At 47.6% G+C, this 14,785-nt stretch carries 11 protein-coding genes; 5 read left to right on the top strand and 6 right to left on the bottom strand.

Translation table 11 applies throughout. The features are described 5' to 3' along the window. The first annotated feature begins 216 nt into the window (after positions 1 to 216). Positions 217 to 729 carry a C40 family peptidase gene (locus DFP97_RS11725; RefSeq protein WP_114380159.1) on the top strand — a complete coding sequence of 171 codons (513 nt, stop codon included), beginning with the start codon at positions 217 to 219 and terminating at the stop codon, positions 727 to 729. A gap of 61 nt (positions 730 to 790) precedes the next feature. Beyond that, positions 791 to 1,306: a C40 family peptidase gene (locus tag DFP97_RS11720; RefSeq protein ID WP_114380158.1), complete on the top strand. Its 516-nt coding sequence runs from the start codon at positions 791 to 793 to the stop codon at positions 1,304 to 1,306. Positions 1,307 to 1,410: 104 nt separating this feature from the next. On the opposite strand, the gene DFP97_RS11715 is transcribed toward DFP97_RS11720, so the two are convergent. The 3 genes from DFP97_RS11715 to DFP97_RS11705 all read right to left on the bottom strand — a co-directional run bounded on the left by DFP97_RS11715 (position 1,411) and on the right by DFP97_RS11705 (position 4,956). Then, positions 1,411 to 2,523 carry a CapA family protein gene (locus tag DFP97_RS11715; protein ID WP_114380157.1) on the bottom strand — a complete coding sequence of 371 codons (1,113 nt, stop codon included), beginning with the start codon at positions 2,521 to 2,523 and terminating at the stop codon, positions 1,411 to 1,413. Between the two features lie 187 nt (positions 2,524 to 2,710). Continuing rightward, a complete protein-coding gene (locus tag DFP97_RS11710; protein WP_245976124.1) occupies positions 2,711 to 3,733 on the bottom strand; it encodes a C40 family peptidase in 1,023 nt (340 codons plus the stop codon). Positions 3,734 to 3,912: 179 nt separating this feature from the next. Beyond that, entirely contained in the window at positions 3,913 to 4,956 is a 1,044-nt protein-coding gene (locus tag DFP97_RS11705; RefSeq protein WP_114380156.1) for a YheC/YheD family endospore coat-associated protein, read from the bottom strand. A 230-nt stretch (positions 4,957 to 5,186) separates the two neighbouring features. On the opposite strand from DFP97_RS11705, the gene DFP97_RS11700 reads away from it, so the two are divergent. Continuing rightward, the gene (locus DFP97_RS11700) at positions 5,187 to 5,942 is read left to right on the top strand and encodes a YheC/YheD family protein (protein ID WP_114380155.1); all 756 of its coding nucleotides are present in this window, start codon (positions 5,187 to 5,189) and stop codon (positions 5,940 to 5,942) included. 91 nt (positions 5,943 to 6,033) lie between these two features. Further along, entirely contained in the window at positions 6,034 to 7,416 is a 1,383-nt protein-coding gene (locus DFP97_RS11695) for a YheC/YheD family endospore coat-associated protein (protein WP_114380154.1), read from the top strand. Between the two features lie 47 nt (positions 7,417 to 7,463). Here the strand turns inward: DFP97_RS11695 and DFP97_RS11690 are convergent, their stop codons facing one another. Then, positions 7,464 to 8,456, bottom strand: coding sequence for an aldo/keto reductase (locus DFP97_RS11690; protein ID WP_114380153.1), 993 nt, complete (start codon positions 8,454 to 8,456; stop codon positions 7,464 to 7,466). 337 nt (positions 8,457 to 8,793) lie between these two features. Here DFP97_RS11690 and DFP97_RS11685 point away from each other — a divergent pair, with 337 nt between their 5' ends. Next, entirely contained in the window at positions 8,794 to 12,138 is a 3,345-nt protein-coding gene (locus tag DFP97_RS11685; RefSeq protein ID WP_114380152.1) for a DEAD/DEAH box helicase, read from the top strand. Between the two features lie 45 nt (positions 12,139 to 12,183). Here DFP97_RS11685 and DFP97_RS11680 read toward each other — a convergent pair whose 3' ends face one another. Both DFP97_RS11680 and DFP97_RS11675 read right to left on the bottom strand, forming a co-directional pair. Then, entirely contained in the window at positions 12,184 to 13,656 is a 1,473-nt protein-coding gene (locus DFP97_RS11680) for a DHA2 family efflux MFS transporter permease subunit (protein ID WP_114380151.1), read from the bottom strand. Further along, positions 13,656 to 14,756, bottom strand: a complete 1,101-nt coding sequence (locus DFP97_RS11675) for a Gfo/Idh/MocA family protein (RefSeq protein ID WP_114380150.1) — start codon at positions 14,754 to 14,756, stop codon at positions 13,656 to 13,658. Before DFP97_RS11675 ends, DFP97_RS11680 begins: the two co-directional genes overlap by 1 nt. Positions 14,757 to 14,785 lie beyond the last annotated feature (29 nt).

Below are 14,785 nucleotides of genomic sequence, written 5' to 3'. Positions count from 1 at the left end.
GCGCATTTTAACACACCTTAGAGACTGTAACAAGTAAAAAAATACTCATACAGCAATGCTAGATTACCCCAATAGGAAAATAAACCGCATTCTGACTGGCTTTTTCCAAACTGTACACTCTTCGGTTACATTTTTATACCAATTTTTGAAGGTTTCTTGCCCCTATTAATATAATTATACTTGGCTTAAGACCCAACGAAGAGGAGAGATAACAACATGAAAAAGGGAATAACGACAAAGATCGCAATCTTAATGCTGGCCATCAGCTTGCCGGCAACCTCATTATTGCAGGAGGCTCAGGCTGCATCATCTGTAGAGGCCAAAAGAAATAAGGTTGTCCAAACCGCACTTTCTCTGAAAAATAAGGTCGATTATGTGAGCTGGAAAAAAAGACAAGAAACTCGCGCACCCTATAAAACAGATTGTTCCGGCTTCACGTATCTTGCATACAGACTTGCAGATGTCGGTGTAAAGCTTGTTAATAAAGATGATGACGATCAAGCTAAAGTAGGTCAGAAGGTTTCATGGGGCAACTTAAAAAAAGGCGACCTGGTTTTCTTCTGGTTGAACAGCAAAAACAAGAAGAATGTCGGTCATGTCGGAATGTACATTGGCGATGGAAAAATGATTCACAACCTTAACTCCAGTAGAGATGTGATCATTACAAATATTTATAAGAACAGCTGGTATAAAGACAGATTTGTTGTAGCAAGACGCGTAATTAAGTAGTTAAGCAAATTGTTCAGTAAGCGCTCTCATTCAATTTAAAACCAGCAAAAGGAGAAACAACATGAAAAAGGGAATGAAAACAAAAATTGCAATCCTAATGCTAGCCGTCACCTTGCCAGCAACCACGTTATTGCAGAGCGTCGAAGCTGCCTCATCTGTAGAAGAGAGAAGAAATAAGCTTGTCAAAACGGCACTGTCTCTGAAAAATAAGGTTGAATACGTGAACTGGAAACAAAGACAAGAAACCCGCGCGCCCTATAAAACAGATTGTTCCGGCTTCACGTACCTGGCATACAGACTTGCCAATGTAGGCGTAAAGCTTGTTAACAAAGATGATGACGATCAAGCTAAAGTAGGCCAGAAGGTTTCATGGGGTAAGTTTAAAAAAGGCGACTTGATTTTCACATGGAACGGCGGTTCCAAGAATAAAAGTGATGTCGGGCATGTCGGCATTTACATCGGCGATGGAAAAATGATTCACAATGCCAGCGGCAAGAGCGATGTTATCATTTCAAACATTTATAAGAGCAGCTATTACAAAGAAAGATTTATTGTAGCCAGACGCGTAATTAAGTAGATAAACAATTAATACAGTAAGCGCTATCATCCAATTAAGACCTAAAGATCACCTACTAGCCCGCAAAGCGGGATTAGGGGTGATCTTTTTTTCCTATACGCCAGTCACAGCACTTTCAATTCGGCAGCCTCAGTATTTCGTTTTATGTGCCGCTTAACATGCTCATACATTTTCTTCATTCTGTCCAATTCATTTCTATAGCTGCTCGCTTGTTTATTCAGCGCCTCTTTCAAAGGCAATATCCGAAATTCACTCCTGCCGCCGGATTTGAAGATGCGTGTCCAGGTAGGAATAAACTCTACATTCATGATCTGCGTCGTTCCGTCATCATTCTTCCGGATGTGGATGTGGGTGATGAGTCCAGTTAGCGTGTGGTCGTTCCAATATAGCCGCGTAGAAATGAAATTTCCCAAAGAGTAGATCGCAAACCTTTGTTTGCTTACTCCCGTATTGTCCTTTACCTTGTAGAATAAGGCAGGCTGGATCACGTGCGAATGAGCCCCCAGAATAATATCCGCTCCATTTTTAAATAATAGTGGAATCAGACTCTTTTGTTGATCATTCGGAAACATGCCGTATTCTCTTCCGAAGTGCAAGCATACGATAACGAGATCGGCCGCCTGGGCTTTTAACTTCTTGATATCGGCAATAATTTTGCTTGGCTGAATTAAATTGACGGCCCAAGTTTGGTCTGAGGGCACAGGAATCCGATTGGTTGTCTTCGTATAGGCTAACACACCGATCTTAATCCCTTTGACATCTTTAATCAAATATTGTTGCGACTCACTTTGTGAGCGGTAAGTTCCAGTATGCGCCAGACCATGGGAATCAAGCACCTTTAACGTTCGTTTGAGACCGTTGATCCCACAATCCATACAGTGATTATTTGCAGTAGTAAGAACATCAAAGCCGAGATTTTTTAGCGTGCCGGCGAACTGGTCCGGACAATTGAACATGGGCCAACCGGTCTTAGGATGCCTCTTCACTACGGAGTATACGGCATCAATCGTTTTCTGGCTTGGTTTGTCAGACCCGGTTCCGCCGAAGTTGGTTTCAAGATTGCCAATCGTAAAGTCGGTGTTGCGCAGGTACGGAGCGACTTGATCAAATATTTTGTCAAAAGAATAACCCCGTTCATCGGAAACTTTAGCTGAGTTAATAATCCTGGTTTTCATCAAGAAATCTCCGACCGCGGCGATCGTAATGTCCGTACTCATGATTCATCTCCGTTCTCTAGTCATTAATCATAATAAAGCTCGCAGAAAGCATAGAGCCGCACATTATCATATGATCAGGGCACTAGTCCGGCTTTAGATATTCGCCCATATTCTGCATTCTCCGTAGGCATACAAAAAAAAGGCATGAGCACCTGTTATAGCGCTCATACCTATGGGGGACGGATTTCTATTCCGTTATTACCTTGGTGTACGTGCTGTTTGTTGTTATGTATACGGTCTTGCCATTTACCTTAACCTGATACCAATAATTGTTTGCTTTCTTGATCAATTCGGCTTTTTCACCCAATTGCAGCCTTCCGACGGTGGTTGAGCTTGAACTGGCGGACGCTTTAAGGGAAACCCACCCTTTCCTCGTAACAACGTATTGCTTCTCGGATTGTTGTTCGTTATCCGGATTCACAATTTCTGGTTGTTGCGCTGCCGGCTGCGATTGTTGTACACTACTATTTGTCCATGCAGGAACGGCCTTCTGCGGTGGAAGTACATAGGATTGCGGGATTACAGGCGCTTTTTCGGTTTTTCCTGCCATTCCGCTCAGAGCAGCATTAGGCAATACGCGTCTCGCGGAATGGAATTTCTCCCCCCACCAATACGACCAGCCATCCACCGTTCCTAATGCGGTAGGGTTGTTTTCTCCCTTTGTTCCGATAACCACGGGTTTTCCTTCGCGATTGGTTCCCATGTAAATAGCGACGTGGGAAATGTGGTCAGTCGACTGCCACGTCAAAATGTCGCCGATTCGCAGATTTTCAATGCCGGTCAGCTGCCACTTGCCGTCTACTTTTTTCTTGCCGACACCTGCAACCTTTGTTCCGACGGAATCATAGCTGCTGGAAGTTCCCGTAATATTGTAGCCAAAGTCGCCGAAAACCAGGCGTGTGAATCCGGAACAATCTTCATACCCGTACTTGCCGTAGGCATCATGACCATGACCATATATCAAGTAACCGTTTTCCATATACCAGATGGCGCGCTCAACAACCTTGTAAGCCAAAGTACCTTTAAGGCTGGCATATTTGCTGCGGAAGTCTGCCACATTATACAATTCATCTTTCACATAACTGTCTGCATTTATGTACTTATTATACTTGGCCAGGGCTTCGGACGTAGAGTAATTTGTTGCGGCAAAGGCCATTCCTGTCGTGCTTAATGATAATGCCAATGTCAAACCAATAATCTTCTTCTTCATAGATGAACCAACTCCTTTTGTGGGATGTATTCCTATAATAGCAAGTTTTACTAGGGAATTTCGCTGGTACTTATATCCAAACTCTTCTCCGCTTCAATTTTTTTCCATTAGAAAATGACCCTTCACCGGTTTTCGCCTCATGCAAAAACGGATGAAGGGTCATTTATTTTACTTCTATTTCAGTTTTTCCCCATCAAATTCCGAGCATATTGAAAGGGAACATGAAGGCATTGTTCCCAAGCCTTATTCCCGTACAATCGCTTTATAATCATTTTACCCGGTTTAATATTGACCTCGATTAGCCAGAGTCGGCCAGTCGTATCAACGGCGAGATCGATCCCGAGCTCGGATAAGCCGGATTTGTATGATTTTTCCAAGAATTCTGGAATGTATTCCGCCACCTCGACAATGGATTTTGTGAGAGCTTTCGCTTTCTCGCTGTCGAACTCTCTCTCCAGATAATCGGCTACTCCGTAAGCGTCGCCGCCGCTCTTGATGTTCGAAGTGATTTTGTCCTTCATTCCTTCGCGGACGGCCATCCCCGTCATTTGCCAGACCCCTTCGTCTTTCTTTTGCATGAGCGCGCGAATGTCGTACACTTTCCCCTTTTTGTTTCGGATGTCAATCCATTTTTGCATCAGATGCCGGCCTTTTTTTAATACACTCCTGATGTAAGTGCCTAGCCGATCATTCGAGAAGCTCAGCTTACGTGAGCCGTCTCTTTGAACCAAGAAATGGTCATCCTGGGTGGTTACCCTTATAATCCCTTTCCCGCCCCATCCATTAATCGGCTTCAACATGATACTTCCATGCTTCTTTAAAAATGCAATGAACTGCTGCGCATTATTTATTTGTTCGGTTGGCAGTAAGAGAGGCTGAAGAACCGAGGAACCAAGCAGGTGCTTCTGAATTTTGCATTTGTTGCCGAGTCCGTAACCGGTGAAGCGAAGCTGCTTGCTCCTTTTCACACGGGTTGCTCTTCCAACTAACGCTGGAGGATAGAAACCGATATCCATATTAATCTTAGGGTAAGGGATCGTTTTCCTGGTCCAGCTGCCATCCTGATACACACAGCCGTGGATCTGTCCCCGCTCCAGGTTCACATCCTTTGGAGTGTATATAATGACGCCGCCAAATTTTTCTGCTAATGCGGACTTTGCATGACGGCGGAAATTTTCCGGGCGCTTAATCCGGTGTGTCATAATGCCTAAAATGTTATTCATACCCGCTCTCCCATCTTCTTAGTCTGATAGGCTCTCCGATCTCTCCGATGTATGGAACCGTATAGCATCATATGTTCACAGGCATTTGTCCCGCATTAGATATTCGCCCAAATCCTGAATGATATTATGGATAGGTACTCTTTGTCAAATACCGGAATAATATGAATATGGCCGAGCGGAGCCTATTTCATCATGTGTAACTGCTATTTATCAACGGAGGAGATTCCACAATGAGAGCAAAGCTAATCAAATATCCTGGAAGAAAATGGTTGAAACACGAGTCACTCTGGGGCGAACCGAATCTCCGTGAATATTTGCCCGAAACGATGCTGTTCTCTCCGCAAGCTTTCACCGAAATGATTGAACGTTATTCTGTCCTTTTTGTCAAACCGGATCTAGGGATGAAGGGGCAGGGCATTATGAAGGTTACTTTGGAGGACGACAATTACGTTATCCGAACGTCTTCAAAGAAGCATATTTACGATGATCCGGAACAAGCATCCGAGAAACTGCAGGAGCTAATTGGCGACAAAAGGTATCTCGTGCAGCAGGGCATCGATCTGATTCGAATCAAAGACAACCCGATTGATTTCCGTGCGCTTCTGCATCTTAGACCAAGCGGAAAGTGGCGGTTCTTCGGAATTATGGGGAAGGTAGCGGCACCAAACCGGTTCGTGACGAACCACAGCAGCGGAGGCAGGGCGATCAGGCTATATCAAGCCCTTGGAGTAACGAAGGAAGAGGGGGAGGAATGGGAAGAGAGGATCAAGAAGTTGTCCCGCACAATTGCCCGCGCAATGAAGCAGCATTTTCCTAATATAACCGAGCTGGGCTTAGACATTGCCATCGATACGAATCATCAAATTTGGCTGCTGGAGGCGAACACCAAACCGCATTATCATTTATTCAAGTATCATTCGACCCCGCAACTGTACGCTCAAATTCGCTCTTCTGTCCGCTCCATCAGAGCCTCTTCTGTTAAATAAGAACGGAAAAGCAAGGAGGAGATTATGAACAGGCTGCATGGTAGTCTGTTCACTCCCGCATCTTGAGGATCAAGCCTGGGAAGGAGTTCGAATGGATAGTACAAAGGTAAAGCTGCAAATACAAAACGCTAACAACTCTCCGGATGGATCAACCCTCCAGCTCAGTGAAACCATTGCCGAAAAGTGGGCGATCCCCTTCCATGAGCCGCTGACCTTATGCTTCGGATCAGCCAGCCAAGAGGTCATGGTCGAGCCTTCTTCAGAAGACGGCGTCCTGTTTATATGTGCCTCGCTTGCATCACAATGGGGGCTCACTCATGGCGACGAGCTGTGCCTCCAGTACAAGTCCGATTCCCAAACGATTCAAATCGGTCCTCTAATCGGAGTGATGCTCAAACGCATTTACAGGAAAATGCCTCATAAGCCGTTTGGCGTCAATACGGCGTTTTGCCGCGAGTTAACTGAAGCATGCAGGCAGCATTGCTCGATCGTTTATTTTTTTACGCATGAAGATATACAGAGTCAATCCGTAAGCATAAAAGGCTGGCATTACAAAGGCAATAAATGGATCAGGAGCAGCTTTCCCGTTCCGAATGTGATCTATAACCGGGTAACTTCGCGCAAGTTGGAAAACCGGGTAAATGTACGGCAATTTATAAAATATGCAAGAAGCCGCTATAACGTCGTATTTTTCAATGAAAAATACTTAAACAAAACAGAAGTCTTCAATGCGCTCAATAAAGAACCCGAACTGCATGCGTATCTTCCGGAATCGTATCGGCTCCACAATTTCCAACAGCTGGAATCTATGTGCAGGAAGTATGACGTCGTGTTTCTAAAACCGACCTGCGGCAGTTTGGGCAAAGGCATTATCCGTATCCAGCGGAATTCCAATCAAACCTACACCTGTTATTTCAATAGTATGAACGGCTATCGCACACAGTGGTTTGTTAGTCTAGAAAAATTATATAAAGCGATTTATGGGAAAGTTAAAAAAAGCAACTATCAAATCCAGCAGGGGCTTAAGCTTCTAACCGTGAACAGAAGGCCTGTCGATTTTCGCGCGCTGGTGCAGCGCGGCGAAACAGGGCAGTGGGGCATCACCTCCATCGTCGCCAGAATTGCGGCAACTAATCAATTCGTTTCAAATCAAGCCCGCGGCGGTACGATAAGCACCGTCAAAGCCGCTCTCTCCCGTACAGGCACTTCTGCCGCGTCTGGCGGACTAACGAAACTAAGGCGGGCCGCCGTGCAAATAGCCGAAGGCATCGGAGCCCAAATGTCGGGGCATTTTGCCGAATTGGGTATTGATCTGGGTATCGATTCGCAGGGCCGGGTATGGCTGATCGAAGTGAACTCCAAACCATCCAAGGATGATAAAGCCCCTCTTTCCACTGAAGGAAAAATTCGGCCATCCGTTAAGAAGTTTGTGCAGTACGCTAATTTTTCTTCAAACTTTACCGAACTAGACTAGCCTACTGCCAGTTATCCGTTTGCTCCATTCAAGATGGACGCCATAGCCTATTGGCGCTCATCTTGGCCGGGCAGACGGTAAAAGGCGAAAGGATCGCCATAGCGATACGGACTGCTCATCGCATCCAGTTTGCTTTGGGCTTCCGTATCCAGTTTAAGAGAAGCGCTCTTCACATTTTCCGCAAGCTGCCCCATTCGCGTAGCTCCTACGATAACCGTCGAAACGACGGGCTTATGCATAAGCCAAGCCAGCGACAAAACGCTTGGGGTACACCCTAGCTTATTGCTGAGCTCTCCCACCTGCTCGCCGAGCGAAATGGTTTTATTGTCTAGAAATTTCCTGAAATTCGGGTCCGTCTGGGCGCGGGAGCCTTCGGGCACCTGCTCTAGCGAATGATATTTTCCAGATAAAATACCGCCAGCCAAAGGGAAGTACGGAATGATGCCGACGCCTTGGTCGATACACATCGGGACAAGCTCATTCTCTGGCGTACGATCCGCGAGGGAATAGCTGATTTGCGTAGATACAAATCGATTCAGGCCTAGCCGGTCACTGATTCCCAGAGCCTTCATTAACTCCCAAGCGAAATAATTGGAAGCGCCGATATAGCGTACTTTACCTGAACGCACCATATCCTCGAGCGTACGCAGCGTCTCTTCAAGCGGCGTCGCAGGGTCAAACGTATGGATTTGATATAGGTCGATATAATCGGTTTTCAGACGCTTAAGGCTGTTTTCCAGCTCCGTCTGCAAATGATAGCGGGACGAGCCGCTCTCATTCGCACCCGCTCCTTTCACTAACCCCGCTTTTGTCGCCAATACAACGTTATGACGGCTGCCCTCCAAGGCCTGTCCAATGATCTTCTCGGATTCCGTGTTTGCATAAATATTAGCGGTATCTATGAAATTAATCCCGTTATCCAATGCGTAATGAATGATCTGCTTGGACGTTTCATAGTCAGCCCGTTTGCCGAATGCGTTTGTACCTAATCCGAGTGCGGATACTTTTAACCCGCTGTTTCCTAGACGGCGAAATTGCATAGTGATCAGCTCCTTTTTGTATGCAATAAGCATTTGTCTTTATCATAGCCATGATTATATTCTTTTTGCGTGCTGCCGTACAGGCGGGGGACTTCTTTAAGAACCAACTCCATGCTCCATTGCAAAAAGATCTCTGTTTATAAATTACTCCATAAATCTGTTATCATTAGGAGACTGACGGCCATAACATCTCGAACGCTTCCTCTAAGATGAAGCGCCAGCTTTGATTTGAAACGTAGTGACGGTTGCTAATCTGGACGAAATTCCTATTAAATGGTACAAGTACCAACTAATTTTAGGGATACTCCATTCCCTGTCACTAGAAAGGACCAACGCAATGAGTTTTCCATTGTCCAAACGGGTTATTAAATTATTGTGCGGAGACACCTTTTATGAGCGGGGCGAAGCTTACTATAGAGACCGAAAAGTGACCATCAATAATTCCGATGCCGAAGCTTCCAGCTACGATGCGGTCGTTCAAGGCAAAAAACGTTACACGGTTGCTATAGCTATTGATCGTAACGGAGATGTTGATGCCGAATGCACCTGCCTCGCGTTCAGCACCTATGACAAATACTGCAAGCATGTAGCGGCCACTCTGCTGCAAATTCATGAACTGGAGGTGGAGGGTGGTAAACCTGCCCGTAAATACCCCTCCCTCTTGCATCCGGAAGACCGCCCTTCCGAGGAAGAGGACGAGAACGAGGAGTTGGAAGCGCATATTCATCCGCGGTTTGCCAAGTATGCAGCTCTAGCCTCTGCGGATGCCCGGCTTGCAAGCGATATGCTCGGGCTGTTCAGCGGCAAGCCGCTTCGTTCTTACGGCAGCCGGCAGCTCTTTGAAACAAGAACGCCTCTCGATGTCGAGATTACGTGCAAACTGTACCCCTACGGTTACCGAAAGCATATGTTCGGCATCGAGCTGAAGGTCGGTCCTAAGCGGCTTTATATCGTACAGAAAATAAGGGAGTTTCTCGAGAGGGTCGAGCTTGGCAAACCGTTCGTGTTTTCCAAGAACTTTACTTACGACCCAGCCCTCCATAGCTTCCAACCGGAAAACGACGCCGTCATTCGCCAGCTCATTCAGATCTATCGTAATGAGACGATGTACCGTGATTCATCAACCCGCTCCTCTTATTTGAGAGAAGCACCCGCTTGCGGCGACCGGATGCTGCTTGTTCCTCCCTTCTCCTGGGAGAAGCTGCTTCCTTTGTTAGTAGAGGCTCCTATCGTCCTGCTTGCCCATGACGGCCATACATACAATGGCATTCAATTATCCGACGAGGCGGTTCCGCTGCATTTTGCGTTCGATCAAGCGAAGAGTGACGGCTATCAATTAGACGTACAGGGCTTAGATCAAATGACGATTATAGAGCAATATGAGCTGGCGCTTGCCGAAGGAAAGCTATTTAAGCTGCAGCCTGAATCCTGTAAGCGCCTCTCTGAGCTGAAGCATTTGCTCGCCAATTCCCAGAAGCCACGCATTCCTATTGCACCGGAGCAAATGGAGCCTTTTATGGAGAAGGTTATTCCGGGCTTGATGAAGCTGGGCAGCGTTGGCATCGCGGAGACCATCGCAGATCGCGTCCTGCAAACCCAGCTGAATGCCAATCTGTATTTGGACCGGGTGAGAGACCGATTGCTCGCGGGACTGGAGTTTCAATATGGCGATATTATCATTAACCCGTTAGAAGGAAGCGATAAGAATCGCGGCACAGACCGCATACTCATGCGTGACGGCGATCAGGAGCGGCGCATACTGGAGTTAATGGAGCTAAGCCCTTTCGCCAAAACCGAAGGCGGCTATTTCATGGAGAACGAGGAAGCCGAATACGATTTCCTCCACAACGTCGTGCCGCAGCTGGAGAAGCTGCTGACGGTATACGCTACCTCAGCCGTGAAAGTAAGGATTGTCACCAAGTATGCTCCGCCAAAAGTAACGATCGAGATCGATGAGCGAACCGATTGGCTCGAGTTCAAATTCGATATGGACGGCATACCGGAATCGGAAATCCGCAATTTGCTGCAGTCGCTGGTAGTAAAGCGTAAATACCACCGATTGCCGGGCGGCGCGTTACTACCGCTTGAAACCGCAGAGTTTCAGGAAATCATCCGGTTTTTGAACGAGGTCGGCTTACGCATGGGCGACCTGCAGGGTACGGAATTCCGCATTCCTACCGTACGCGGCCTGCACCTCATGGATTCAAGCGAGAAGGGAAATGCCGTTAAGTTCGGCAAATCATTCCGCCGGCTTCTAGAAAATATGCGAAATCCGGACAACCTGGAATTCCCGGTACCTGACCGGCTCGCTCCTGTGCTCCGTGATTACCAGAAGTATGGGTACCAATGGCTGAAGACGTTGGCTCACTACCATTTTGGCGGCATACTTGCTGATGATATGGGGCTTGGTAAAACGCTGCAAAGCATTGCGTTTATCGTCTCTGTCCTCCCGGAAATCAGAAAACGGGAGCAGCCGGCGCTGATCGTCTCGCCTGCTTCTCTTGTCTACAACTGGCTGAATGAGCTGAAGAAATTCGCACCGGAAGTTCGCGCAGTCATTGCCGACGGCAGTAAAACGGAACGAAGCGAGGTACTCAAGGAAATGGGCGAGGCAGACGTCATTATTACGTCCTATCCGCTGCTTCGCAGAGATATCGCGCAGTATGCGAGGCAATCATTCCATACCCTGATCTTGGATGAAGCTCAATATTTCAAAAACCATACGACTCAAACGGCACAAGCAGTGAAGGCGATAGAGGCCCAATATCGTTTTGCATTGACGGGAACTCCCGTGGAGAACACGCTCGAGGAGCTGTGGTCGATTTTCGACATCGTGTTTCCCGAGCTGTTCCCGAGCCGCAGCGCATTTAATGAATTATCCCGGGAGACCGTCGCAAAGCGGATCCGCCCGTTTCTGCTGCGCAGGCTGAAGACTGATGTGCTGAAGGAGCTGCCAGAGAAGATAGAATCGATTCAAGCATCTGAGCTGCTGCCCGAGCAGAAGAAGCTGTATGTCGGCTATTTGGCTAAGCTTCAGCAGGAAACGGTCAAACATTTGAACGAAGAAGGCTTCCATAAAAACCGGATCAGAATATTGGCAGGCATCACAAGGCTGCGCCAGCTATGCTGCCACCCTTCCCTGTTCGTTGAAGGCTATGAAGGAAGCTCAGCCAAATTCGAGCAGCTTCTGGAGATTATCGAGGAATGCCGCAGCGCAGGCAAGAGGCTGCTCGTTTTCTCGCAATTTACCGAGATGCTCGGTCTGATCGGCCGCGAGCTCGGCTTTCAGGGCGTGCCATATTTCTACTTGGACGGCCAAACCCCCGCACCTGAGCGGGTCGAGCTGTGCAGCCGGTTCAACAACGGCGAACGGGACCTGTTCCTCCTGTCGTTAAAAGCCGGCGGAACCGGACTGAACCTGACCGGAGCCGATACCGTAATCCTTTACGATCTTTGGTGGAATCCCGCTGTCGAGCAGCAGGCAGCCGACCGGGCGCACCGCATCGGACAGAAAAATGTCGTGCAGGTTATCCGCCTTGTCACTCAGGGCACTGTTGAGGACAAGATGTACGAGCTCCAGCAAAGAAAGAAGAACCTGATTGATGAAGTTATTCAGCCCGGACAAGAGGCATTGTCCTCCCTGTCGGAGCAGGAAATCCGGGAGATACTGATGATTAATTAAAAAAGCCTTGACCTGTGGTTTTTCCTCTGGTCAAGGCTTTACTTTTTATAATGATGATTGCTTGAGGCGCTTGTTCGTCTGCGAAGTTTTCCGTCGTTTCCCTTCATTCAGCATCCATACAAACGGGAGGCCCGCAAGCACGATCAGCATCGCCACGATATACACATCATTGGAGCTCATCGTGAAAGCTTCCGCCTCCAGCAGCTTTCGCTGCGCTTCTACAGCACCGTCCAGACCGAGCGCTTCCGTATGTAAAGTCATCCGTGATGCGAGAAGCGAGGTAAACAATGCGATGGAAAAGGAACCGAACACTTGGCGGATCCAGTTATTTACCGATGAAGCGTGCCCGGACAGCTCCTTCGGAATGGCCTCCATTCCGAGGTTGGTGATAGGCATGATCGACAACGAGATCCCGATGTTGCGCACCATCATCCACAACATGATGTATCCGTGCGAAATGTTCACATCCAGCCGCCCCATTGCAAGCGTCCCGATTGCAATCAAGCTGATACCGGAGGCGATAAGCCACTGCGGAGCAACCCGCACATAAAGCTTGCCGATAATTGGCATGGAGACCGCCATCGCAAGCGATGCCGGCAGCAGGATCAAGCCTGTATCAAGCGCTGATGCCTGCTGAATGTTCTGCAGAAAAACTGGCGTCAAATACACGCCGGAGTACAAGCTGATCGTAATAACTACCGCGACGATAAGGCTAATTGTAAACTTCCTATTGGCCAAAACCTTCAAATTCAAGAGCGGTTCGGGTACCGACAGCTCCCGCCGGATAAAAATCCCGAGCATTGCCATGCCGAATGCGAATAGCGACAACGTTCTCCACGAGCTCCAGCCCCATATATGCGCTTCACTGATGGCGACCAAGAGTGATCCGCTGCTTAGAATTACGGTGAGCAAGCCCAGCAAATCGAATGTTTTCGGTGTTCTCAGCTTGTAATAGGGAATGAGCCTCCATGCGACTAGAACGGATGCAATTCCGAATGGAACATTCATTAAAAAAAGCCACTTCCACGTGAACGCTTCGATTAACCAGCCTGCCAATGTTGGTCCGAAGGCAGGTGCCAGCATCGTTGACAAAGTCCATACACTTAGCGCAAATGGCTGCTTATCACGGGGAATCACCTGATAGATGATCGTCATTGTAACCGGCATGACAATCCCGCTAAATATACCCTGCATAATTCGAAACACAATTAACGATTCTACATTCCATGCGAACGCGCACAACAGTGACATCAGTGTAAAGCCGATTAACGCAACCATAAACAAGTATTTGGTGCTGAATCTTTCCCCCAAATAGCCGGTTACGGGCGCCACCACCCCCGTTGCCAGCATGAAGCCCGTCATCGTCCACTGCACCGTGCTCAGGCCGGCATGAAATTGTTCCATTAAAACGGGGATGGCCACGCTGATCGTACTAATCCCGAGAATCGCCAGAAACGAACCAAAAAAAATGGCGGTCATCACTGGCCAAAACGGTATGTTACTCTCCTTTTTTTGCATTAAAACTCTATCGTTTGTCCGGTTTCGGCAGACTTATAGATAGCCTCTAAAATTTGGGTAACAACATAGGCTTGCTCTGGCTTTACGAGAGGCTCCGAATCATTGATAATACTCTCCAGCCATTGTCTTGCTTCTTTGACGCCAGGTTCCTCCGCGCCAGGACCGAAATAGGCTATGCCGCCGCCCAAGGAAGACTTCGTTTCAACCAGTTGACCGAACTGTGCTTTATTGAAAACCAGCTCACTGTTGCCAAGAAACGGACTTCCTTTCATTTCCGCTCCGCCTTCGGTTCCGCAGAGCGTAGTCATCGCTTCTCTAGTATCTGTTGTGTTAAGCGCCCAAGCCGCTTCCAAGTAAATCGTAGCGCCGTTCTCCATCTTGATGAGCCCAAAAGCAGAGTCCTCCACATGATAGCTCTTCGGATCCCACTGACCCATCAGATTGCCTTCAAACTTATCCGCCATTTTGTGAAAAACAGAACCCGTCACCGATTTTGGCTTGTAATTATCCATAAACCAAAGCGCTAAATCAAGCGCATGCGTGCCCAAGTCTATTAAAGGTCCGCCTCCCTGCTGCTCTTTGTCAAGGAATACACCCCAGGTTGGAACTCCGCGTCTGCGAACCGCATGCGCCTTCGAAAAATAAATATCCCCCAATTCCCCTTCACCGCATGCTTTTTTCAAAATTTGGGAATCGTTTCTAAACCTGTTTTGATAACCGATCGTCAGCTTCTTCCCTGTTCTCTTGGCAGCATCCAGCATTTTTTTCGCTTCAAGCGAATTAATAGCCATCGGCTTTTCGCACATGACATGCTTGCCAGCTTCCAATGCCGCTACCGTGATAAAAGAATGCTGGAGGTTCGGCGTCAGAACATGAACGACATCAATCGATTCATCCTTCAATAATTCCTTGTAATCCGTGTATACTGCGGCATGCTCGGTTCCGTATTCCTTCGCTGCTTTCACTGCGCTTTCCGGAGCAATGTCACAAAAAGCGACCATTTCGCCCAAATGCGTCAGCTTCGACAGTGCAGGCATATGCTTCTGATTAGCGATACCGCCGCAGCCGATAATTCCAATTTTCAGTTTGCCGTTAGACATAAGAAAATCACTCCTTAGATAAAATTTAT

This window comes from Paenibacillus prosopidis, assembly GCF_003337375.1.
GTDB lineage: Bacteria > Bacillota > Bacilli > Paenibacillales > Paenibacillaceae > Pristimantibacillus > Pristimantibacillus prosopidis.
Note: the sequence above shows the minus strand (reverse complement) of the source record. Positions and strands in the feature narration are given on the sequence as shown.

What these genes read in the sequence shown, in the direction of transcription:
- DFP97_RS11725 (WP_114380159.1), top strand. Translation starts at nt 217, where the DNA reads ATGAAAAAGGGAATAACGACAAAGATCGCAATCTTAATGCTGGCCATC.
- DFP97_RS11675 (WP_114380150.1), bottom strand. Translation starts at nt 14,756, where the DNA reads ATGTCTAACGGCAAACTGAAAATTGGAATTATCGGCTGCGGCGGTATC.
- DFP97_RS11680 (WP_114380151.1), bottom strand. Translation starts at nt 13,656, where the DNA reads ATGCAAAAAAAGGAGAGTAACATACCGTTTTGGCCAGTGATGACCGCC.
- DFP97_RS11705 (WP_114380156.1), bottom strand. Translation starts at nt 4,956, where the DNA reads ATGAATAACATTTTAGGCATTATGACACACCGGATTAAGCGCCCGGAA.
- DFP97_RS11700 (WP_114380155.1), top strand. Translation starts at nt 5,187, where the DNA reads ATGAGAGCAAAGCTAATCAAATATCCTGGAAGAAAATGGTTGAAACAC.
- DFP97_RS11690 (WP_114380153.1), bottom strand. Translation starts at nt 8,456, where the DNA reads ATGCAATTTCGCCGTCTAGGAAACAGCGGGTTAAAAGTATCCGCACTC.
- DFP97_RS11695 (WP_114380154.1), top strand. Translation starts at nt 6,034, where the DNA reads ATGGATAGTACAAAGGTAAAGCTGCAAATACAAAACGCTAACAACTCT.
- DFP97_RS11720 (WP_114380158.1), top strand. Translation starts at nt 791, where the DNA reads ATGAAAAAGGGAATGAAAACAAAAATTGCAATCCTAATGCTAGCCGTC.
- DFP97_RS11715 (WP_114380157.1), bottom strand. Translation starts at nt 2,523, where the DNA reads ATGAGTACGGACATTACGATCGCCGCGGTCGGAGATTTCTTGATGAAA.
- DFP97_RS11710 (WP_245976124.1), bottom strand. Translation starts at nt 3,733, where the DNA reads ATGAAGAAGAAGATTATTGGTTTGACATTGGCATTATCATTAAGCACG.
- DFP97_RS11685 (WP_114380152.1), top strand. Translation starts at nt 8,794, where the DNA reads ATGAGTTTTCCATTGTCCAAACGGGTTATTAAATTATTGTGCGGAGAC.